Source organism: Mycobacterium shigaense (genome assembly GCF_002356315.1).
In the GTDB taxonomy this organism is placed as follows: Bacteria; Actinomycetota; Actinomycetes; order Mycobacteriales; family Mycobacteriaceae; genus Mycobacterium; species Mycobacterium shigaense.
In genome coordinates, this window is record NZ_AP018164.1 from 630,437 (window position 1) to 652,041 (window position 21,605).

The window sequence follows — 21,605 nt, forward strand, 5'->3', positions numbered from 1 at the left end:
AAGCCGGGCGCGGCGGGTCGCGGCCATCGATGTAGGAGTAGAAAGAACCTGTGGCTGAACTGAAACTGGGATACAAGGCGTCCGCTGAACAATTCGCTCCGCGTGAGCTCGTCGAACTTGCCGTCGCCGCCGAAGGGCACGGCATGGACAGCGCCACCGTCAGCGATCACTTTCAGCCGTGGCGCCACGAGGGTGGCCACGCCCCGTTCTCGCTGGCCTGGATGACCGCGGTCGGCGAACGCACCGAGCGGCTGCAGCTGGGCACGTCCGTGCTCACCCCGACGTTCCGGTACAACCCGGCGGTCATCGCTCAGGCCTTCGCGACGATGGGATGTCTCTACCCGGGCCGCATCTTCCTCGGTGTCGGCACCGGCGAGTCGCTCAACGAGATCGCCACCGGCTACGAGGGCGAGTGGCCGGAGTTCAAGGAGCGCTACGCGCGGCTGCGCGAATCGGTCCGGCTGATGCGCGAGCTGTGGCTCGGCGACCGCGTCGACTTCGAGGGGGAGTACTACCACACCAAGGGTGCGTCGATTTACGACGTGCCCGAGGGCGGCATCCCGATCTACATCGCCGCGGGCGGGCCGCAGGTGGCCAAGTACGCCGGCCGCGCCGGTGACGGCTTCATCTGCACGTCCGGCAAGGGCGAGGAACTGTATAAGGACAAGCTCATTCCCGCGATGCGCGAGGGTGCCGAGGCGGCGGGCAAGAATCCCGACGATGTCGACCGGATGATCGAGATCAAGATCTCCTACGACACCGACCCGGAGCTGGCACTGGAGAACACCAGGTTCTGGGCGCCGCTGTCTTTGACCGCCGAGCAGAAGACCAGCATCCACGATCCCCTCGAGATGGAGAAGGCCGCCGACGAGCTGCCGATCGAGCAGGTGGCCAAGCGCTGGATCGTGGCCTCGGATCCCGACGAGGCCGTCGAGAAGGTCGGCCAGTACGTCAAGTGGGGCCTCAACCACCTGGTATTCCACGCGCCCGGACACGACCAGCGCCGATTCCTGGATCTGTTTGAAAAGGATCTGGCGCCCAGGTTGCGACGGCTGGCCTGACAGGCGCGCGGATGCCCGAGGGTTCAGCGTCCGCGATCTACGTCGCTGCGCCGGAGCCCGAGACCGGCAAGTCGACGATCGCGCTTGGGTTGCTCAATCGGTTGACGGCGACGGTCGCGAAAGTCGGTGTGTTCCGGCCCATTACGCGGCTCGGTGAAGACCGCGACTACATCCTCGAATTGCTGCTGTCGCGCACCACCGCGGGTCAGTCTTACGAGCAGTGCGTGGGCGTGAGCTATCCCCAGCTGCACGCGGACGCCGACGCCGCGATCGCCAGCATCGTCGACTCCTATCACGCGATGGCGCAGGACTGCGACGCGGTGGTGATCGTGGGCAGCGACTACACCGATGTCGCCACTCCCGCCGAACTCTCGGTCAACGCGCGGATCGCGGTCAACTTGGGCGCGCCGGTGCTGCTGGCGGTGCGGGCCAAGGGCCGGACCGCGGATCAGGTCGTCGCCGTCGTCGACGTCTGTCTGGCGGAGGTGGCGGCGCAACGTGCGCACACGGCCGCCGTGGTGGCCAGCCGATGCGAGCCAACACAAATCACGGCCGTCGCCGAGGCGCTGCACGTGTTCGCTCCGCCCAGCTACGTGCTGCCGGACGAGCCCCTGCTGTCGGCGCCGACGGCGGGCGAACTGCAGAACGCGGTCGGCGGCACGCTGGTGAGCGGTGACGCCGAACTGGTCGAGCGCGAGGCTACCAGCGTTCTGGCGGCCGGGATGACCGCGGATCACGTGCTGGAACGGCTGCGCGACGGGATGGCGGTGATCACCCCCGGCGACCGCTCCGACGTCGTGCTGGCCGTCGCTAGCGCGCATGCCGCCGAAGGGTTTCCGTCGCTGAGCTGCCTGATCCTCAACGGCGGCTTCGACCTGCATCCCTCGATCTCTGCCCTGGTGTCGGGATTGCGGCTGCGGCTGCCCATTATCGCAACCAGCCTGGGCACCTACGAAACGGCCAGCGTGGTGGCCGCGACGCGCGGCCGGATCACGGCGAACTCACAGCGCAAGATCGACACTGCCGTCGGGCTGATGGAGCGTCACGTCGACATCGCGGATCTGGTTGCACAACTGGCTATTCCGATACCCTCGGTCACCACGCCGCAAATGTTCACCCACCAGCTGACGGAGCGGGCGCGGGGCGACCGCAAGCACATCGTGCTCCCGGAAGGGGACGACGACCGGATCCTCAAGGCGGCCGGACGGGTGCTGAAGCGATGCATTGCCGACCTGACGGTCCTCGGCGACGAAGCGCAGATCCGGTTGCGTTCGGCCGAACTCGGCGTGGACCTGAGCGCGGCGAAGATCATCGACCCGCGCGGCGGCAGTCTGTGCGAACAGTTCGCCGAGCAGTACGCGGAGCTGCGCAAGGCCAAGGGCGTCACCGTCGAGCGGGCCCAAGAGATCATGCACGACGTCTCCTATTTCGGAACCATGCTGGTGTACAACGGCATGGTCGACGGCATGGTGTCCGGCGCGGCGCACACCACCGCGCACACCGTTCGTCCGGCACTCGAGATCATCCGGACCGTCCCGGACGTGTCGACGGTGTCGAGCATCTTCCTGATGTGCCTGCCTGATCGGGTGCTGGCCTACGGCGACTGCGCCATCGTCCCGGATCCCACCCCCGAGGAACTCGCGGACATCGCGATCAGTTCGGCGCGCACCGCGGCGCAGTTCGGTATCGAACCCAAGGTGGCGATGCTGTCGTATTCCACCGGGGACTCCGGCAGCGGCGCGGGTGTAGACAAGGTAAGGAAGGCAACTGAATTGGTGCGCGCACGGGCTCCCCAGCTGCTGGTCGAGGGTCCCATCCAGTACGACGCCGCGATAGACCCCTCGGTCGCGGCCACCAAGCTGCGGAATTCCCCGGTCGCCGGGCACGCCACGGTGCTGATCTTCCCGGACCTCAACACCGGCAACAACACCTACAAGGCGGTGCAGCGCAGTGCCGGGGCAATCGCGATCGGCCCGGTGCTACAGGGCCTGCGCAAACCGGTGAACGACCTGTCGCGGGGTGCGCTGGTCGAAGACATCGTCAACACCATCGCGATCACCGCGATCCAGGCGCAGGGCGTCCGCGATGGCCGATAACACCGTGCTCGTCATCAATTCCGGGTCTTCGTCGTTGAAATTTCAACTGGTAGAGCCCGATTCGGGTGAGGCGCTGGCCAGCGGCGTCATCGGGGAGATCGGCGAGCCGTCGGGGCGGGCGGCTGACCACGAAGAGGCGCTGCGCCTGGCCTTCGCCCAGATGTCCGAGGACGGCATTGACCTCAGGGCGTGCGGCCTGCTGGCGGTGGGGCACCGAGTCGTGCACGGGGGCAAGACGTTCTATCGTCCGACGCTGCTGGACGACAAGCGGATCGCCGACCTGGAGCGGCTGTCCGAGCTTGCCCCGCTGCACAATCCGCCTGCGCTGCAGGGTATCAAGGTGGCACGCAAGCTGTTGCCGGATGTGCCGCACATCGCCGTGTTCGACACCGCGTTCTTCCACCACCTGCCGGCCGCGGCCGCGACCTACGCGATGAATCGCGAGCTGGCCGAGCGATACCATATCCGCCGCTACGGGTTTCACGGCACATCGCACCACTACGTCGCCGAGCACGCCGCCGTTTTTCTGGACCGGCCGCTGGAATCGGTGAATCAGATTGTGCTGCATTTGGGTAACGGGGCCTCGGCCTCGGCGATCGCCGGTGGCCGGCCGGTCGACACCTCGATGGGCCTGACGCCGCTGGAGGGCCTGGTGATGGGCACCCGCAGCGGCGACATAGACCCCGGCGTGATCAGCTACCTGTGGCGGCGCGCGAACATGAGCGTCGACCAGATCGAGTCGATGCTCAACAACCAGTCCGGCGTCTGGGGCCTGGCCGCCGAGCGCGACTTCCGCCGGCTGCACGCGATGATCGAATCGGGCGACGGCTCGGCGCAATTGGCTTACGACGTGTTCATCCACCGGTTGCGCAAATACCTCGGCGCGTACCTGGCGGTGCTGGGACACACCGACGTGATCAGCTTCACCGCCGGCATCGGCGAGAACGATTCCGCCGTGCGCCGCGACGCGGTGGCGGGCCTGAGCGAGCTGGGCATCGTCCTCGACGACGACCGCAACGCGGCCGACAGCACGGGGGCGCGGCGGATCTCCGCCGACGAGTCGCGCATCGCCATCCTGGTGGTGCCCACCAACGAGGAACTGGCCATCGCCCGCGACTGCGTCAAGTCGCTAAGGGGTTAGGAAGCCCAGGCTGGTCCGGCCGGCGCCGACCGCCGGCGCGGGATCGGTACCGACGGTACGCACCAGCAATTCGTGGTAGATGTCACGGAAGTCAGTGGTGTACTTCAGGTCTCCGTGGTCGAGGTTGGTCAAGCTGGGCTCCTCGCCGTAGAAGCCGCCCTTGACGGGAGCGCCCGCGATGAAGACCGGGCCGGCGGTGCCGTGGTCGGTGCCCTGCGACGCATTGGCCGCCACTCGCCGCCCGAACTCCGAATACGCCATCAGCACGACGTTGCGGCCGTAGCGGTCTCCGGCCATCTCGCGCAGGAAGGGAGTCACGGCCTCGTCGAGCGTCTGCAGCAGCCGTTGCTGGGTGGCGCGTTCGTTCGCGTGGGTGTCGAATCCGCCGAGTTGCACGGTGTAGACCCGGGTCGGCACGCCGGCCCGCACCGCGGCCGCCACCATGCTCAGCTGGGTGGGCAGCGAATTGCGTTCTTCGGCAGCAGGTTTGACGGATTCGAAGGTCTTGTTGGTGGTGTGCGCCGCGCGGTAGGCCTTGCACACGGCCGCCATGGCCGGCGTGTCGGTGGGGTCGTCGGCGCCGAGCGCGGTCATGATCGCGTCGAACCTGTCCGCCTGCTGCGACGCAACGTGTGTCGTGGAAAGTGCTCCGGCCGTGAACTTGTCGCCAACGGCGAGCGGGGGAAGCACGGGCCCGATGTTGACCGCGCGCAACGGATCATCGCCGGTGGCGTCGAGCCAGCGGCCGATCCAGCCCGTCGAAACGGGCTCGGCCGGTGAGGCCGTCTGCCAGATGTCCATGGAGCGAAAGTGGCTGTGGTCGGGCTGCGGATACCCCACGCCGCGCACGATGGCCAGCCGGCGCTGGTTCCACAGGTCGGCAAGCCCCTTCATCGCCGGGTTGAGCCCCAGCTGCGCGTCCAGCCGCAAGACGTCGGTCGGGGCGTAGGCAAGCTCGGGACGCGCATCGTGATACGCGTTGTCCGCGTAGGGGATCAGGGTGGAGATGCCGTCGTTGCCGCCATAGAGAGTGACGAGCACCAGCACGCCGGCGCCGTCGGCCAGCGGTCGGTCCTGGGCCGCGCGCATCAGGTCGGGCCAATTCACCGCCACCGCCGTGGAGAGCAGACCCGCGGCGCCGGCGCCCGCGCTGGCGATCAGGAATTTGCGGCGATTGATCTCGGGCATCTGGTGGGTCGCTACGAGGTGAGGTATTCGGGCGTGTTGACGGCGGCGGCCACCAACTCCGGTGGGTTGCGTACCAGGGGTTGCAGCGCGTCGGCGGTCCGGTCCGACCACGCCCCGACGCCGATCGCGTAGCCGACCGCGTCGATGCGCTCGCCGGGGGCGGTGCTCTCGATGCCGGACAGGTCCGCGAGGTGAGCGAGCCGGCCGGCGGCGCGGAGCCTGGCCTGCGCGCTGGCGGTGGACAGCCAGACCTGGCCGCGCGGCCAGCCGCCGACGCTGGGCGGGTAGAACGGGCGCTGTCCCAGCGCCCGCAGCGTCGCGTGGGCCGCCGTGAGGTGCGCGGGGGTGTCGAGGGGAACCCTAAGGGTGCGGAGCACGCCGATGAGCCATTCGATCGGCGGGTTGACGACCGCCGCCCGGCTGCCGGTGAACTCGGGGTCGGTGAGGATAGCGGTGGTCAGGGCGCGCAGGCTGCGGCCCGGGCCGTAGGCGGCGACTGACCGGGCGAGTGCTTGCGGCGACGGTGCGTCGTCGGAGGCCAGGTGCTGCCACAGCCGGTCGGCGACATATTCCGCCGACTTGGGCTGGGCCAGCACGGTATCGCAGAAGCCGGCGGCGTCGAAGTCGCGGTGCAGGCCGAACAATGTCTTGGGTCCGGCGTCGTGGCGTCTGGCGATCATCGAGGTGCGGCCGTCCGGTTCGATCACCCAGCCCGTCAGCGCGCGCGCCCCGGCCCGCACGTCGTCCTCGGTGTAGCCGTTGCCATGCCCGAGGGCGAACAGCTCCATGAATTCGCGGGCGAGGTTTTCGTTGGGCGCCTTGGCCGTACTGCTCTGCCCGTCGAGCCAGCGCAACATCGCGGCGTCGGTCAGCATCGCGTAGGCCAGGCCGCGGAAATCGCCCAGCGACAGCGTGCGCAGCTTCTGGTTCTGTGCGGCCAGGTGCGCCGCGGAGCGGACCTTTTGCGCGGACGTGGCAAAGTGGTTGTGCCACAACAATGTCAGCTTCTCGTGTATCGGGTTGTGCACCAAGGTCATTCGTTGTAGCCACCAGTCAGACAACACGCGCTGTTGCTCGGCGAGGTCCTGATTGTATTGCTTGCGGGCGGCCGGCGTGGCGCCCTTGCCGGGCGGGCGGCGAGTCGCGAGCGGGGGCATCGGGGTGGCCCTCGCGCCCGGGTCCGCGTCGGGGTCGCCGCCCAGCATGGAGTCGACATAGGAGGGCCAGTCCCGGCCGACGACGGCGTCGACCTCGGGCCCGGTCACACCGAATCCGGTCCGGCGCAGCACGCGGGCCGTCGCGATCCATTGTCTGGACTGTCCCGGCATGCACTAACTGTGCTGCATCAACCTATGTTTTGGCTGTGCGCCGAGGGCGGAAAAGTCCGATCTCCCTGTGGATGGCGGAAAACGCGCGCGGCGCGAACCTGCGAGCGTTCGCCCCATGATGGACTTGACACAGCCGTTCATCGGCACTGAGGCCCTGGCAAGCGGGAAGCTGAAGCGACACCAATTGCGCATGCGCTATCGCGCGATCTTGCCCAACGTCTACGTCGCCAAGGACGTTTCACCTTCGCTGCACCAGCGCATCGCGGCGGCGTGGCTGTGGTCGCGCCGCCGGGCGACGATCGCCGGTGCGGCGGCCGCCGCGCTGCATGGCGTCCAGTGGATTCCCGACAATGTTCCCGTTGAACTGGCGTACGCCAATCCGCGTGCACCGCAGGGAGTGCTGACTCGGCGCGGTGTGCTCAAAGACAGCGAGATCCAAACGATCGCCGGATACCCTGTCACCACACCGGAGCGAACTGCCTTCGATATCGGTCGGCGTGGAGCGGTGCATTCAGCGGTGACCCGGCTCGACGCGCTCGCTCGCGCAACGGGTTTTAAGGCCGAAGACGTGCTCCGGGTCGCGCAGAATCATCCACGTTCACCGGGGCTGCGAAGCTTGGAAACCGCGCTCGAGCTCGTCGACCCGGGCGCCCAGTCGCCCCGGGAAAGCTACTTGCAGCTGCTGCTCATCGATGCGGGTTTGCCTCGACCGCAGACTCAGATACCGGTGCTGGGGGTGGACGGCATGCCGATCGCGTACCTCGACCTTGGTTGGCCGGAACACCGGGTTGCAGTCGAGTACGACGGCGACGAACATCGCAGCGACCGAAGGCAATACGTCAAGGACGTTCGCCGGCAGGAGCTGCTGGAGGAGCTCGGTTGGACGATCGTCCGAGTCGTCGCCGAGGACGGTCCGGCGGTCGTACTGCGGCGCGTTCGCGCCGCGCTGTCCGCATCGGGTGTGCGGTGATGGCATTGCGTGTGCATCCACGGCGGTGGGTGTGCGGTGACGGTGTTCAGCGTGCGCCGCCGCCGGGATTCCCGGCTATTACGCGCCGTGGACGCACACGCAATGCCGTGGATGCACACCCAGTGCCCTGGACGCTCACGCGGCGCAGGCAGCGCCTAGAAGGTGCTTGTCGGCCGCACCCGGTTGGCCATGTCGACCAGGGTGTAGCGGTGGCGCTGGGTCGGCGCGACGCGGGCCAGGCTGCGCAGCGACGCCTCGACGCCCAGCCGCAGGCCGTGCTCGGTGAACGGAAAACCGAGGATGTGGTTGGTACTGGCTTCGTTGTCCTCGAGCCAGTCCATCGCGCCGCCGAGCACCAGCGCGCGGATCTGCAGCACGCGGGGTTCGGTGGCCGGCAGCGCCTCGACCCGCCGGGCGGCGTCGCGGATCTGCTCCTCGGTGATCTCGGTCGTCGACCGACCGGACAACAGGGTCACCGCGCTGGTCAACCGCGCCGTGGTGAAATGCCTCGACGCGGGCGGTACTTCGTCGAGTGTGCGTACCGCCCCGATGCGATCCCCCTCGGCAGAAAGGGATCTTGCCAGGCCGAAGGCGGCCGAGATGACGCCGTCGTTGGTGCGCCACACCGTCTGATAGAACTTGTGCTCGTCGGCGCGGCCGGCGAGTTCGCCGGTGGCGGCCAGCGCCAGCTTCGGGCCCAGCTCGCCGGGGAAGGTGTCGAGCACCTCGGTGAAATGCTTGATGGCGGAGTCGTAGTCACCGGTGAGCAGCTCCGCGACGGCCCGGTACCAGACCAACCGCCACCGCCAGCCGACGCGCTCGGCCAGGTCGTCGAGTTTGCGCGTGGCCTTGGCGACGTCGCCCAAATCCAGCAGGGCGCGCACCTCCATCAGCGGCAGCTCGATCGACTCCGAGACGTCGACGCCTTGGGCGTCCAGGACTCCGTGCCGAGCGGCGCGCAGCGAGTCCAGGGTCTGCACCGGCTGGGAAAGCACCGTCGCCTGCAGCACGGAGGCCGCGACGTCGGTCGGATCGACCAGCGGAACCGGCAGGGCTGTCACGATTTCCCGGGCGGTCAGCTTCTCCGAATGCACCTGGCCATCGAGATACACGTCGGTGTGGGCGACCAGCAGGTCCACCCCGAAGGTCGACCGGCTGGGGCTGAAAATCGTTGACAGCCCGGGCCGTGCAACCCCGGAGTCGTGGGCGACGACCTCCCGCAACACGCCCATCATCTGTGCAGACATCTCCTCGGCGGAGGAGAACCGGCGCCGCGGGTCGGGGTCGGTGGCGCGGCGCAGCAGCCGCCCGAAGGAGTCGTAGGTTTTCAGCAGCGGGTCGTCGTCGGGCAGCCCGTCCGCGTAGCGGCCGTTGCGGGTGCGCAGGTTTAGGGTGAGCGCGGCCAGCGTGCGTCCCACTGTGTAGATGTCGGTGGCGATCGTCGGGCCGGTGCGCACGATCTCGGGCGCCTGAAAGCCCGGTGTGCCGTAGAGGTAGCCGAACGAATTGATCCGCGACACCGCGCCCAGGTCGATCAGCTCGAGCTGCTCCTCGGTGAGCATGATGTTTTCCGGCTTCAGGTCGTTGTACACCAAGCCGATGGAGTGCAAATAGCTGAGCGCCGGAAGGATTTCCAGCAGGTACGCGATGGCCTCAGCGACCGGCAGCTTCTCGTCTTTTTTCAGGCCCTGCTTGAGCGACTGGCCACCGATGTACTCCATGACGATGTAACCGACCGGGTCGCCGTGGCGGTCGGTGTGCTCGACGAAGTTGAAGATCTGCACGATCTGCGGGTGAACCACTTCGGCCAGGAACTGCCGTTCGGCCATCGCGATGGCCTGCGCCTCGGCGTCACCGGAATGCACCAGTCCCTTGAGCACCACCGGGCGATCGTTGACGTTGTGGTCGAAGGCCAGGTAAACCCAGCCCAGCCCGCCGTGCGCGATGCAGCCCTTCACCTCGTACTGCCCCGCGACGATATCGCCCGGATTCAATTGCGGCAGAAACGGATACGGGCTGGCGCAGAATGGGCAAATGCCCTCCGAAGGGCCCTTGCCCTCCGAACTCGACCGGCCCACCGGCTTCCCGCAGTTCCAGCAGAACCGCTTGGATTCTGGCACCACCGGGTTGGTCATCAGGGCTTCCAGCGGATCGATGTCCCGCACCCGGGGAATCTCGACAAGCCCGCCGCCGAGCTTGCGGGTCGGCGGCAACACCCGCGTCGCGACGGTCATCCGATCCTGCGGTTCGGTGTCCATCGTGCCGAGCACGATGTGCGGCAGGTCGTCGTCATCGTCGTCGTCGAAATTGGGGCGGAACAACGCCTGCGTGGCGTGCAACCGGCCCGTCGTCGCGCCCGTGGCCGTGTCGGGCGGTTGGGTGCCCGGACTCTGCTCGGCTTCCGTTTCCTGCTGCGCCGCTGGGCTTTCGGCGTCTTTTCCGAGGTCTTTTCCGGGGTCTTTTCCGGGGTCGGACATCAGTCCACGTACCTCGGTGTGGGTGCGACGGGCGCAGGTCCCAGAACTGTTAACCACTTGCGGTACAACGTGTTCCAGGTGCCGTCGAGTCGGATCCGCTCAAGGGTGCCGTTGACGAACCGGACCAGACCGGCGTTGTCCAGGTTGATCCCGATGCCGTACGGCTGGGTGGCCATGTTCGGGCCGACGATATGCAGATAGGGGTCCTCTTCGACCAGCCCGGCCAGGATCGAATCGTCGGTGCTGACGGCGTCGATCTCGCGCTGCTGCATGGCCACCAGGCAGTCAGCCCAATTCACCACCGACACGACGACCGGCGGCGGGTTGATCTGCCGGATCCGGTGCAGCGACGTGGTGCCGCGCGCCACGCAGACGCGCTTGCCGGACAGGTCGCCCACCTTGACGATCGGCGAGTCCCGCGGCGCCAGGATGCGCTGGTTGGCGTCGAGGTAGACGGTGGAGAAGTTCACCAGCTTGCGCCGCTCGCAGGTGATGGTCATGGTCTTGACGACGACGTCGACCTCGGATTTCTGCAGCGCGGTGATGCGCTCGTCGCTCGACAGGATCCGGTACTCGACGTGCGAGGGGGCGCCGAAGATGTCCCGCGCGATCTCACTGGCGATGTCGACGTCGAACCCGGTGATCTCGCCGGTGATCGGGTCGCGGAAGCTGAACAGGTTGCTGCCGATGTCGAGCCCGACGATCAGCCGGCCCCGCGCCCGGATGTCGGCCACCGCGGCGTCGGCGTCCGCCTTGTTGGCGAACGGGCGCAAACTGGCGGTGGCATTGCAGTTGTCCGCGCCGTCGTCCGGCGGCAGCGGGGGTTCCGGCGCCAGCTGGCTCATGCCGACCGGCGTGGGCGGGGGCAGCGTCGGCACGGTGGCCGTCGTCAGCGATTCGGTGTGCCCGCACCCCGCCACTGTCAGCGCCGCGGCCAACACCGCGCACGCCCGGCGAATCCGCGGCGTCATCGATACTCCTTCAGCCGCGGCCACAGGCCGAGGGCGACGGCGATCGCGGCGCCCAGGCTCAGCACCACGCCGCCGACCTGCGCCCCGGACAGCCCGCTGCGCGCGTTGATGACGTCGTTGCGCAGGTGCGTGCGGCTCTGCGACATGGCCTTGCCCAGCGCATCCTCGAGCTTGTCGAACGCGGGCGTGGAGTCGTCTTCGGCGCTGCCCAGCGCGACCTGGGTGGCGGCCCGGTAGTTACCGACGGAAATGTAGGAGTTGATCCGGTCGTTGGCCTGGCGCCACCGGACCAGCAGCTGGTCGGCGCCCTGCAGGTCGGGCTTGTCGACGGCATCCGGGCGCGCCATGTACTGGTCGATCTGGGCGTGCATGGCGTCGATGCGCTGGTAGAACGATTGCTTGCGCATCTCTTCGTCGCCCCGCCGGATCAACGACAGCGTCTCGTCTGCTCGTGCTTGCTGGGCGGTGATCGCGACGTTGGTCACGGTCCTGAGCGACTCGGCCGCGGTGTCTTTCGCGCTGCGGCTGGCGGTCGTGGAAATCGTCAGCGCAGTTCCTACCCACACCACCATGACGAGAATACCGAGCGCGCCCACCACCAGTCCGGGATTGATGCGGCGCCGGGTCCGCCGCGCCAGCCAGCGATGGGAGAACGCACCGAAGACGACCGTGCCCGCGACGACGAGGATCACCGGCGCCGGGAAGTGCGTCGATGCCGTCGTCTCCGTGTCCACGCGTTCCGACGTCGCCTGGTAGAGCTGCGCCGCATCGGGCAGGATCGTCGACTGCATCAGCCCCGAGGCCTCCGACAGGTAGGACGAGCCGACCGGGTTGCCTTCCCGGTTATTGGTGCGCGCGATTTCGATCAGGCCGGTATAGACGGCCAGCTCCGCGTTGATCTTGCCCAGCAACTGCACCAACGGTTCGTCGGTCAACCCGCTGGACGCCCGGGTGACCGCCACCGCGGCGTCGGTGATGGCCTGCTCGTAGCGCAACCGGACCGGCCGCGGCTCGGCCTGGGCGATGAACGCGGTGGCCGCCGCGGCGTCGGCCACCGACAGTGTCGTGTAGAGCCGCCCGGCCGCGAATGCCAGCGGCTCGGTGTGGTTGAGCACGGTGGACAGCACTTGTTGCCGGTGGTTGATGGTCGTCGAGGTGGCGAACGCGCTGGAGACGCCCAGCGCCGCGAGCACGATGCCGATGGTCAGAATCCGGCCGGGCGTCGTCGAAATGAACCACCAGCGCGGATGGGCCGGTTCTACCGGCGACCTCGACCCCTGCGGCTCGGTCGACGGGTGCGCCAGCTCAACCGTCACGTCTGTTCAGACCTCAGCTTTCGGCCCCACGAATTAGCTGTATCGACTGTATAAGCAAATTCTAAGAGAATGTCCGGCCGGATGGGGGGAGGTGGACCCGATTTCGGCGAGCGCCTGCATATCCTGATCTCGTGCATGGCGACGGTGACGGATGGGTGATGTCCGACAGCGGCGCCCATTACTGGGGTCGGTTCGGCGCGGCGGGCCTGCTGCTGCGGGCCCCGCAGCCCGACGGCACCCCCGCGGTGCTGCTGCAGCATCGCGCGGTGTGGAGCCATCAGGGCGGGACCTGGGGTCTGCCCGGCGGTGCCCGGGACAGCCACGAGACGGCCCAGGAAACGGCGGTGCGCGAGGCGCACGAGGAGGCCGGCGTGCTCGCCGAGCTGCTGACCGTGCGGGCGACCGTGGTCACGGCTCAGGTCGCCGGGATTGCCGGCACGCAGTGGAGCTACACCACCGTCATCGCCGATGCGGGTGAATTGCTGCAGACCGTGCCGAACCGGGAGAGCGCCGAAATGCGCTGGGTCGCCGAGAGCGAAGTGGACGAGCTGCCGCTGCATCCCGGCTTCGCCGCCAGCTGGCACCGCCTGCGCACCTCCCCGGCGCTGGTGCCGCTGGGCCATGCCGACGAACGGCGCCAGCGCCTGCCCCGAACGCTGGAGCTCGAGACCGGCGCGTTCGTCTGGTGTATGCCGGGCCCACCCCTGCCGGCGGACCAGGCGCCGCTGAGCCCGCACCTCAATTCGCTGCTGCAAGCGCTGATGTGAGCTTTTCGGCCGCCGCCCGGGGATCCGCGGCAGCCGTGATCGCGCGGACCACGACAATGCGCCGGGCGCCGGCCTCGAGTACCTCGGGCAGGCGTTGCGCGTCGATGCCGCCGATCGCGAACCAGGGTTTGTCGGTGCCGAGTGCGGCGGCGGCGCGGACCAGCTCCAGGCCGGGCGCGGCCCGCCCGGGTTTGGTCGGGGTGGGCCAGCAGGGGCCGACGCAGAAGTAATCAGGGCCCCCAGGCCCCGAAGAACCAACGTCGGCCAACTGCGGCGCGTCGTGCGTGGACAGGCCGATCACCGTGTCCGCCCCCGCGATGTCCCGCGCAACGTCCACCGGCAGGTCGCCCTGGCCCAGGTGCAGCACGTCCGCGCCGGCCACGCGGGCGATGTCGGCGCGGTCGTTGACCGCGAACAGGGCGCCGTGGCGGCGGGCCGCGTCCGCCAGGATCTCGCACGCCGCCAGCTCCTCGCGCGCTTCCAACACGCCGAACCGCTCCTCGCCGGCCGATCCCTTGTCGCGCAGCTGGATGATGTCCACCCCGCCGGCCAGCGCGGCGTCGGCGAACTGCGCCAGATCACCGCGCTCACGACGGGCGTCGGTACACAGATACAGCCGGGCGGCGGCAAGGCGAGTCAGGTGCTGGTGCACACCGCGACGCTAGCGCGCTAGCGTAGAAGCCGAAGAATCTAGAACACGGGAGTCCCTGGAGCGGGGCTGAGAGTGGGCACGGCGACAAGCACCTGCCCTTACCGTCACACCTGATCCGGATCATGCCGGCGAAGGGAGGTCACGAATGACCGGGATGCCGCCAGATCCTCCCGTGCGGCTGCTGGCCGACTTAGCCGTTATCGGCGGCGGGGTGATCGGGTTGTCGGTGGCGCGCCGGGCGGCGCGCGCCGGGTGGTCGGTCCTGGTGCATCGCACCGGCGATCCGGGTGCGTCCTGGGTGGCGGGCGGCATGCTGGCGCCGCACAGCGAGGGCTGGCCCGGCGAGGAGCGACTGCTGCGCCTGGGTCTGGAATCGCTGCGGCTGTGGCGCGAAGGCGGCTATCTGGACGGGCTGCCGGCCGGGCTGATCACCGCCCGCGAGTCGCTGGTGGTGGCTGTCGACCAGGCCGACGCGGCCGATCTGCGGACCGTCGCGGACTGGCTGTCGCAGCAGGGGCATCCGGTGAGTTGGGAGTCGGCGGCGCGCGACGTCGAACCGCTGCTGGCTCAGGGCATCCGGCACGGCTTCCGGGCACCGACCGAGCTCGCGGTGGACAACCGCGCGCTGCTCGGCGCGCTGGCGGCGGACTGTGAGCGTCTCGGGGTCGCCTGGGCGCCCCCGGTGCACCACCTGAGCGAGGTCGACGGCGACGCGGTGGTGATCGCCAACGGTCTCGACGCCCCGGCGCTGTGGCCCGGCCTGCCGATCCGCCCGGTCAAGGGGGAGGTGCTGCGGCTGCGCTGGCGGAAGGGTTGTATGCCTTTGCTGGACAAGGTGATCCGCGCCCGGGTGCACGGCCGGCAGGTGTACCTGGTGCCGCGCGCCGACGGGGTGGTCGTCGGTGCCACGCAGTACGAGCACGGCCGCGACGTCGCGCCGGTGGTGTCGGGCGTGCGCGACCTGCTCGACGACGCCTGCGCGGTGCTGCCCGCGCTGGGCGAGTACGAGCTGGCCGAGTGCGCCGCCGGGCTACGCCCGATGACACCCGATAACCTGCCCCTTGTGCACCGCCTGGACGAACGCACCTTCGTCGCCGCCGGCCATGGCCGGTCGGGTTTCCTGCTGGCGCCCTGGACGGCAGAACAGATCGTTTCCGAACTGGCCCCGGTGGGAGCGCACCGATGATCGTCGTGGTCAACGAACGGCAGGTCGACGTCGATGCGCACACCACGGTCGCGGCGCTGCTGGATTCCCTGGGCTTCCCCGACCGCGGTGTCGCGGTGGCGATGGGCGACGCCGTGCTGCCGCGATCACGCTGGGCCACGGAACTTTCACAGTTTTCCGGGGCACCCGTGCGCCTCGAGGTGCTGACGGCGGTGCAAGGTGGCTGACAAGTTGACGATCGCCGACCGCAGCTTCGCGTCGCGGCTGATCATGGGCACCGGGGGAGCGGCCAATCTGGCGGTCCTCGAGGAGGCGCTGGTCGCTTCGGGCACCGAATTGACCACCGTCGCGATGCGCCGGGTCGACGCCGAGGGTGGCACCGGACTGCTGGACCTGCTCAACCGGCTGGGCATCACGCCGCTGCCCAACACGGCGGGCTGCCGCGGCGCGGCCGAGGCGGTGCTCACCGCGCAGCTGGCCCGCGAGGCGCTGGACACCAACTGGGTCAAGCTCGAAGTGATCGCCGACGAACGCACTCTGTTGCCCGACGCGGTCGAATTGGTGAGGGCGGCCGAGCAATTGGTCGACGACGGTTTCGTCGTGTTGCCCTACACCAACGACGACCCGGCGCTGGCCCGCCGGCTAGAGGACGCCGGATGCGCGGCGGTGATGCCGCTGGGCTCGCCGATCGGTACCGGCCTGGGCATCACCAATCCGCACAACATCGAGATGATCGTCGCCCGGGCCGGCGTGCCCGTGGTGCTCGACGCCGGTATCGGTACGGCCAGCGATGCCGCGCTGGCGATGGAGTTAGGTTGTGATGCAGTGCTTTTGGCGACAGCCGTGACACGCGCCTCCGATCCGCCTGCGATGGCCGCCGCGATGGCCGCCGCCGTGACGGCCGGGCACCTGGCGCGCCGGGCCGGCCGAATACCCAAGCGATTCTGGGCTCAGGCCTCCAGCCCAATCCGATGAGGCGCTATGTCGCGCTGGGCAGTTCGATGGCTGCCGGCCCCGGCATCGCGCCCCGGGCCGCGGGGGCGCCGCGTTGGTCGGGCCGATCGGCAAGCAACTACCCACACCTGGTCGCCGAACGTTGCGGCCTGGAGCTGACCGACGTCACCTTTTCCGGGGCGACCACCGCCCACCTGCTCACCGACCGTCAACACGATGCGCCACCGCAACTTTCGACACTGGACGGCTCCGAGAGCCTGGTCACGGTGACCATCGGCGGCAACGACGTGGGCTACGTTCCACTGCTGATTGCGGCGACGCTGCCGCGGGCGGTGCGCCGCCTGCCGCTGGTCGGCGCGCGCATCTCGGCGCTGTTGGATCCCGCGGCCCGCGACCGGGCCCTGGGTGAGGTATTCGATTCGTTGTGTGCGGTCGGTCGAGAGTCACGCCGACGCGCTCCGCAGGCGCGGATCTTCTTCGTTGACTATCTGACGCTGTTGCCGCCCGAAGGCATTGCGGCCCCGCCGCTGTCGCCAGCCGACGCGGACCTGGGCCGCCACGTCGCCGCCGCCCTGGAAAGACTCACGGGCGACGCTGCGGCGGCCACGGGCTGCGAGATCGTGCGCGCCGCGGCGGCCAGCCGGGAGCACCACGCGTGGTCGGCCCAGCCATGGACGACCAAGCCGGCCAAATACGTTGTTTCACTTCCCGGCCGGCCCGCTCCGCTGCACCCGAATGCAGCGGGCATGCGTGCCGTCGCCGAGCTGATCTCAGCTCAGCTGTGACGAATCAGCCGTTGGCCTGCCACCACTTGTAGAGGGACGCGGTGTCGCCGTCGGACGCGCGGATGAAGGCCAGCACGTTCTTGGCGTCGACGGTCCACAGGACCTCGGCCTTACCGGAATCCGTCCCGCACGCGACCTGTCCGGCCGAGTCGGTGTTGCTGCCCTGGTGCCAGGTGGTCGGCGATGACGCCGACCCGCAATTTGCCAGGGTGTCGCCGCTGATCAGCTTGGTGAACGAGCTGGCGGTGTCGGCGCTATTGCCGAACAAGAAATATTTGCCGCCCATCGGGCCGCTGGAATCGGAATTCTGCCCGCATTGCAGCACCGCGAGCACGGTGGCGTTGAAGGAGCCCTGGACCTCCGACGGCTGTTGCGGCTTGCAGTTGCTGCTGGTGTAGCCCTTCGACAGGGCACCGGCAAGCGTGTCGTTGGCATCCGCATTCGCGGTGGCAGTTCCCATACAGGCGATGGTGCTCATCAGTGCTGCCGCCATCGTGGCGCGCAGCGCGGGGTTGATATGGGACATGGGACTCCTTAGCCCCCCGAACGGCTATACGGACATTCGGATTGTATGGCGTTGCGCGCCGAAAAACAGCTGGGAATTCAGCCGTTGGCATGCCACCACTGAAACAGCGCGGGGACATCGGTATTGGCGGCGCGAATGAGGTTCAAGACGTTTTTCGCGTCGTTGGTCCAAATGATCTCGGCGCCGTTCTGATAGGTCCCGCAGGCGATCGATCCCGCTTTGGCGGTCGAATTGCCTTGGTGCCACACGGTGGGCGACTGGCCTTGATCGCCGCAGGCGGTCAACACATCGTCGTTGATGCTGTTCTTGAACACCGCGGCCAGATTGTCGCCGTTGGCGAACAGGATGTACTTCCCCTGCACCGGTCCGCTGGGATCCGGGCTTTGCCCGCAGACCAGCGCAGCGAGTTCGCCCGGGACGATGTTCTGGGGCGTGCAGTTATTCAGGCCATAGCCCTTCGACAGGGCGGCCGCAAGGGTGTTGAGATCCGCCGAGCTGGCGGTGGGGTCCGCCCTCGCCGTCGCGGCGCCCGCGAGAACGACACAGCCCATGAGTGCGGCAGCCGTCGCGGCGCGCAGCGGGCCGGCGAGATGGGGCATCCGCTCACTCCTTTGTTCCAGCGATCGTATAGCGGGGACCTTCTCACTAGCATTGCCCTATGGCGACAAGTCGTCAGCATGCCCGGCTCGGCCTCGGCGCCCCACTGATCGTGGCGGCGTCGGCGACGCTGGCGTGCGCGGCCATCTGGGTCGGCGATCCGACCAGTCCACACGGTCCGTTGCCGGTCTGTCCCACCAAGGCGCTGTTGGGCATCGACTGTCCCGGCTGCGGCAGTCTGCGGATGCTGTATTCGCTCATGCACGGCAACGTGTTGGCGGCCGCGAGATTCAATGCGCTGGGGTTGGTGGCGGTCGCGCTGCTCGGGTGGGCATACCTGGTGTGGACCTACGGTCGGGTGACCGGTCGGCGCATCCGGAGCTGGCAGCACCGGCGGTGGGCGCCGATGGTGACCCTGTGCCTGGTAACGGCGTGGTTTGTGGTGCGCAACATCCCGATTGCACCCTTCAACTGGCTGTATGTCTGATCCGCGGGTGATCGGGGGCCCAGCGCGGGCCGCGGTCTAACCTTGGGCGGGATGGCGAACAAATCAAGGACGGTGTCGGCGCTACTGGCCGCGGTCGCCCTCGCTGCGATGACGACCGGCTGTTCTCATCGTTCGGCCGGCCCGCAGCAGACGACCGGCGATTCCGCGGCGGCCGAGTTCGCCACCGAGTTCGCCACCACACTGCGTGACAAGGTCACGACGGACGCGATGATGACGCATCTGTCGAAGCTGCAGGACATTGCCAACGCCAACAACGGCACGCGGGCAGTGGGCACACCCGGCTACGACGCCACCGTCGACTACGTGGTGAAAACCTTGCGCGGCGGCGGTTTTGATGTCCAGACGCCCGAGTTCTCGGCGCGGGTCTTCCACTCCGACAAGCCGTTGGTGTCTGTCGGCGGCCAGGCTGTGGAGGCAAGTGCGCTCCAATTCAGTCTGGGGACCGGGCCGGGCGGCGTGAGCGGGCCGCTGGTGGCCGCGCCGGGCCCCGGCGGCGCCGGATGCGCGCCGACCGATTACGACAAGTCGCCGGTGCGCGGGGCGGTCGTTTTGGTGGACCGCGGTATCTGCCCGTTCGCGCAGAAGGAAGATGCCGCGGCCCAGCGCGGGGCCGTGGCGATGATCGTGGCCGACAATGTCGACGAGCAGGAGATGGGTGGGACCCTGGGCGCCGACACCGACGTGAAGATCCCGGTGGTGAGCGTGACCCGCTCGGTCGGGGTGCAGTTGCACGTGCGGCCTGCGCCGGTGACGATCACGCTGAGCGCGAGCAGCAGGAGCTTCAAGGCGCGCAACGTCATCGCCCAGACCAAGACGGGTTCACCCACCGACGTGGTGATGGCCGGTGCGCACCTGGACAGCGTGCTCGAGGGACCGGGCATCAACGACGACGGCTCGGGAGTGGCCGCGATCCTGGAAACCGCGGTACAACTGGGCAATTCGCCACACGTTCACAACGCGGTGCGATTCGGATTCTGGGGTGCGGAAGAGCTCGGGCTGATCGGGTCGCGGAACTACGTCGAGTCGCTGAACCTGGAGAACTTGAAAAACATTGCGCTGTATCTGAATTTCGACATGCTCGCGTCGCCCAATCCCGGTTACTTCACCCTTGACGGCGACCAATCGCTGCCGTCGGACAGCCGCGGCAACCCGGTGGTGCCGGAGGGCTCGGCCGGCATCGAGCGCACGTTGGTCGCCTACTTGAAGTCGGCGGGCAAGCCGGCGCAGGACACGTCGTTCGACGGCCGCTCCGATTACGACGGGTTCACGCGGGCCGGCATCCCGGCAGGCGGCCTGTTTTCGGGGGCAGAGGCCAAGATGTCCGACGACCAGGCCAAGCTGTGGGGCGGCACCGCGGGTGCCGAGTTCGACCCCAACTACCACAAAAAGACCGACACCCTGGACCATATCGACCGCACGTCGCTGGGCATCCAGGGCGGCGGGGTCGCCTACGCGGTGGCCCGCTACGCACAGGATCTAGGCGGTCACAACGGCGTTCCCGGCATGGCCGATCGCATCCGTCACCTCCTGTCGCAACCATGATTCGCCGGCTGGGTGCGGTGCTGCTCGCCGCCGCGCTCGCGACGGGATGTTCGTCACCGCGGCTGGCGCCGCCTGCCGCCGCACCCGATCTGGGCCGTGAGATGGCGGCCAAAGTGACCGCGGAGCGGATGCTGGCCCACCTGCGCGCGCTGCAGGACATCGCCAACGCCAACAAGGGCACCCGGGCCGACGGCACACCAGGCTACGACGCCAGCGCCGAATACGTGGCGAAGGCATTGCGCGACAGGGGTTTCGACGTGTCGACCCCGGAGTTCGACCGGGTGTACCCGATTTCGCCGGGCACGCCGACGCTGACCGTCGCTGGCCGCGGCTACCCGGTCGACCAGGCCTCGCTGTTGGTCCGGACCCCGCCCGCCGGCCTGACCGGACAACCGGTCCGCCCGATCGACCCGAAGGGCTGCGCGGTCGGCGACTATCCCGCCACGGTACCGGCGGGGGCGATCGCCTTCGTCAACGACGCCGGCTGCTCGGTGGTGGACAAGCAGAACACCGCGCTGGCCAAGGGCGCGGTGGCGCTGATCGTGGTGCGGGCGCCCAACAGTCAGGCTGTCCCGCCGACGCTGTTCAGCCCCGGATACTTCAAGCAGCTGACGGTGCCGGTAGCCGTCGTCGACGACTACGGCGGCCACGCGCTGGCCCAGGCCACTGCGCCGGTGCGCCTGCTTCTCGATGCCGAGAATATTAAGATCACGTCGCGAAATGTGTTGGCACAGACCAGGACCGGCTCGCCGGGCAACGCGATCGTGGTCGGCGCTCGGCTCGACAGCCCGCGGGACAGCCCGGGCATCAACGACAACGGATCGGGAGTGGCCGCGGTACTGGAGACCGCCCTGCAGCTCGGGCCGTTGGCGCCGGTGAACAACGCGGTGCGGTTCATGTTCTGGGGTGCCGAGGAGGACGGCCTGGGCGGCGTGATGGACTACCTGTTCGGGTTGGACCGCGACCAGCTCAACGATATCGCGATGTACCTCGACTTCGCCGTGCTCGCCTCGCCCAACGCCGGCTTCTTCACCGACGACGGCGATCAATCCGGTCCGCCCGCTCCCGGCGTGGCCGCCGGTGATGTGCCCGAAGGGTCGGCCGGCATCGAGCGCGTGCTGGGCGGCTATCTGAACCTGGCCGGCAAGCGGCCGGCCGACATGCCGTTGAACACCCGGGCCGACTACCACCCCTTCATGGTGGCCGGCATCCCGATCGGGGGCATGACCGCGGGCGCCGCGCAGCCGAAAAGCCCTGTGCAAGCACGACTGTGGGGTGGGCAAGCCGGTGTGCCGTTCGACCCCAATTTTCAGACCCCACGCGACACGATCGACAACATCAACCGGGAAGTCCTGGCGGTCATGGGTTCTGGCGTGGCCTTTGCGGTGGGCAGCTACGCCCAGTCGATCGGCGGCGTCAACGGGGTCGCGCCGCATGACAAGCGGCACCGGGCTCGGCTGCCGTAACGGCGAGTTCGTCGCGCTTTCGAATCGGTAGACCCGTTTCCGGGTTGTGTGGTTTGCTGGGAATCGCAGTTCTGCTCCGCCCGGTAAGGCACGGA

At 68.4% G+C, this 21,605-nt stretch carries 20 protein-coding genes and 1 riboswitch; of the genes, 12 read left to right on the plus strand and 8 right to left on the minus strand.

Translation table 11 applies throughout. The features are described 5' to 3' along the window. The first annotated feature begins 50 nt into the window (after window positions 1-50). From fgd to MSG_RS02975, 3 genes are read left to right on the plus strand one after another with little or no spacing between them, the layout of a single operon-like run. Entirely contained in the window at window positions 51-1,061 is a 1,011-nt protein-coding gene (gene fgd, locus MSG_RS02965; RefSeq protein ID WP_096436962.1) for a glucose-6-phosphate dehydrogenase (coenzyme-F420), read from the plus strand. A gap of 11 nt (window positions 1,062-1,072) precedes the next feature. Further along, entirely contained in the window at window positions 1,073-3,157 is a 2,085-nt protein-coding gene (pta, locus tag MSG_RS02970) for a phosphate acetyltransferase (protein WP_096436964.1), read from the plus strand. Next, window positions 3,147-4,298: an acetate kinase gene (locus MSG_RS02975; protein WP_096436966.1), complete on the plus strand. Its 1,152-nt coding sequence runs from the start codon at window positions 3,147-3,149 to the stop codon at window positions 4,296-4,298. The genes pta and MSG_RS02975 overlap by 11 nt, the downstream gene beginning before the upstream one ends. On the opposite strand, the gene MSG_RS02980 is transcribed toward MSG_RS02975, so the two are convergent. Together MSG_RS02980 and MSG_RS02985 are read right to left on the minus strand one after the other, a co-directional pair. Next, window positions 4,287-5,486: a DUF1501 domain-containing protein gene (locus tag MSG_RS02980; RefSeq protein WP_096436968.1), complete on the minus strand. Its 1,200-nt coding sequence runs from the start codon at window positions 5,484-5,486 to the stop codon at window positions 4,287-4,289. The genes MSG_RS02975 and MSG_RS02980 overlap by 12 nt on opposite strands. Before the next feature lie 11 nt (window positions 5,487-5,497). Next, window positions 5,498-6,814 (minus strand): DUF1800 domain-containing protein, encoded by a 1,317-nt coding sequence (locus MSG_RS02985; RefSeq protein WP_096436970.1) that lies wholly within the window; start codon window positions 6,812-6,814, stop codon window positions 5,498-5,500. A 115-nt stretch (window positions 6,815-6,929) separates the two neighbouring features. Between MSG_RS02985 and MSG_RS02990 the strand changes: the two genes are divergently transcribed. Further along, complete coding sequence (locus tag MSG_RS02990) at window positions 6,930-7,784, plus strand: endonuclease domain-containing protein (protein WP_373421118.1); 855 nt, start codon at window positions 6,930-6,932, stop codon at window positions 7,782-7,784. A gap of 155 nt (window positions 7,785-7,939) precedes the next feature. Here MSG_RS02990 and MSG_RS02995 read toward each other — a convergent pair whose 3' ends face one another. The 3 genes from MSG_RS02995 to glnX are packed head-to-tail and all read right to left on the minus strand — an operon-like array spanning window position 7,940 to window position 12,548. After that, window positions 7,940-10,261 carry a serine/threonine-protein kinase PknG gene (locus MSG_RS02995; RefSeq protein WP_096436972.1) on the minus strand — a complete coding sequence of 774 codons (2,322 nt, stop codon included), beginning with the start codon at window positions 10,259-10,261 and terminating at the stop codon, window positions 7,940-7,942. Further along, entirely contained in the window at window positions 10,261-11,232 is a 972-nt protein-coding gene (locus MSG_RS03000; protein WP_096436974.1) for a glutamate ABC transporter substrate-binding protein, read from the minus strand. Before MSG_RS03000 ends, MSG_RS02995 begins: the two co-directional genes overlap by 1 nt. Next, window positions 11,229-12,548, minus strand: coding sequence for a protein kinase G-activating protein GlnX (gene glnX, locus MSG_RS03005; protein WP_096436976.1), 1,320 nt, complete (start codon window positions 12,546-12,548; stop codon window positions 11,229-11,231). Before glnX ends, MSG_RS03000 begins: the two co-directional genes overlap by 4 nt. Window positions 12,549-12,679: 131 nt before the next feature. On the opposite strand from glnX, the gene MSG_RS03010 reads away from it, so the two are divergent. Beyond that, window positions 12,680-13,315, plus strand: coding sequence for an NUDIX hydrolase (locus MSG_RS03010; protein ID WP_181159121.1), 636 nt, complete (start codon window positions 12,680-12,682; stop codon window positions 13,313-13,315). On the opposite strand, the gene thiE is transcribed toward MSG_RS03010, so the two are convergent. After that, a complete protein-coding gene (gene thiE, locus MSG_RS03015; RefSeq protein ID WP_096436978.1) occupies window positions 13,287-13,967 on the minus strand; it encodes a thiamine phosphate synthase in 681 nt (226 codons plus the stop codon). The genes MSG_RS03010 and thiE overlap by 29 nt on opposite strands. Window positions 13,968-14,002: 35 nt before the next feature. Next, a riboswitch (TPP riboswitch) is annotated at window positions 14,003-14,121 on the plus strand. On the opposite strand from thiE, the gene thiO reads away from it, so the two are divergent. Genes thiO through MSG_RS03035 form a run of 4 tightly spaced genes read left to right on the plus strand, consistent with a single transcriptional unit; the run spans window position 14,122 to window position 16,871 of the window. Next, window positions 14,122-15,153, plus strand: a complete 1,032-nt coding sequence (thiO, locus tag MSG_RS03020; RefSeq protein WP_142404443.1) for a glycine oxidase ThiO — start codon at window positions 14,122-14,124, stop codon at window positions 15,151-15,153. Then, window positions 15,150-15,359: a sulfur carrier protein ThiS gene (thiS, locus tag MSG_RS03025; RefSeq protein ID WP_096436982.1), complete on the plus strand. Its 210-nt coding sequence runs from the start codon at window positions 15,150-15,152 to the stop codon at window positions 15,357-15,359. Before thiO ends, thiS begins: the two co-directional genes overlap by 4 nt. 43 nt (window positions 15,360-15,402) lie before the next feature. After that, the gene (gene thiG / locus MSG_RS03030; RefSeq protein ID WP_232011230.1) at window positions 15,403-16,107 is read left to right on the plus strand and encodes a thiazole synthase; all 705 of its coding nucleotides are present in this window, start codon (window positions 15,403-15,405) and stop codon (window positions 16,105-16,107) included. Then, complete coding sequence (locus tag MSG_RS03035) at window positions 16,104-16,871, plus strand: SGNH/GDSL hydrolase family protein (protein ID WP_096436986.1); 768 nt, start codon at window positions 16,104-16,106, stop codon at window positions 16,869-16,871. The genes thiG and MSG_RS03035 overlap by 4 nt, the downstream gene beginning before the upstream one ends. A gap of 4 nt (window positions 16,872-16,875) precedes the next feature. Here MSG_RS03035 and MSG_RS03040 read toward each other — a convergent pair whose 3' ends face one another. Further along, the gene (locus MSG_RS03040; protein WP_096436988.1) at window positions 16,876-17,397 is read right to left on the minus strand and encodes a serine/threonine protein kinase; all 522 of its coding nucleotides are present in this window, start codon (window positions 17,395-17,397) and stop codon (window positions 16,876-16,878) included. Between the two features lie 77 nt (window positions 17,398-17,474). Further along, on the minus strand, window positions 17,475-17,996 hold the full coding sequence (locus MSG_RS03045) for a serine/threonine protein kinase (protein WP_096436990.1): 522 nt from the start codon (window positions 17,994-17,996) through the stop codon (window positions 17,475-17,477). A gap of 59 nt (window positions 17,997-18,055) precedes the next feature. Between MSG_RS03045 and MSG_RS03050 the strand changes: the two genes are divergently transcribed. The 3 genes from MSG_RS03050 to MSG_RS03060 are packed head-to-tail and all read left to right on the plus strand — an operon-like array spanning window position 18,056 to window position 21,510. Beyond that, window positions 18,056-18,481: a DUF2752 domain-containing protein gene (locus tag MSG_RS03050; RefSeq protein ID WP_096436992.1), complete on the plus strand. Its 426-nt coding sequence runs from the start codon at window positions 18,056-18,058 to the stop codon at window positions 18,479-18,481. 51 nt (window positions 18,482-18,532) lie between these two features. Continuing rightward, window positions 18,533-20,044 carry a M28 family metallopeptidase gene (locus MSG_RS03055; protein WP_096436994.1) on the plus strand — a complete coding sequence of 504 codons (1,512 nt, stop codon included), beginning with the start codon at window positions 18,533-18,535 and terminating at the stop codon, window positions 20,042-20,044. After that, window positions 20,041-21,510 carry a M28 family peptidase gene (locus MSG_RS03060; protein WP_096436996.1) on the plus strand — a complete coding sequence of 490 codons (1,470 nt, stop codon included), beginning with the start codon at window positions 20,041-20,043 and terminating at the stop codon, window positions 21,508-21,510. The genes MSG_RS03055 and MSG_RS03060 overlap by 4 nt, the downstream gene beginning before the upstream one ends. Window positions 21,511-21,605 lie beyond the last annotated feature (95 nt).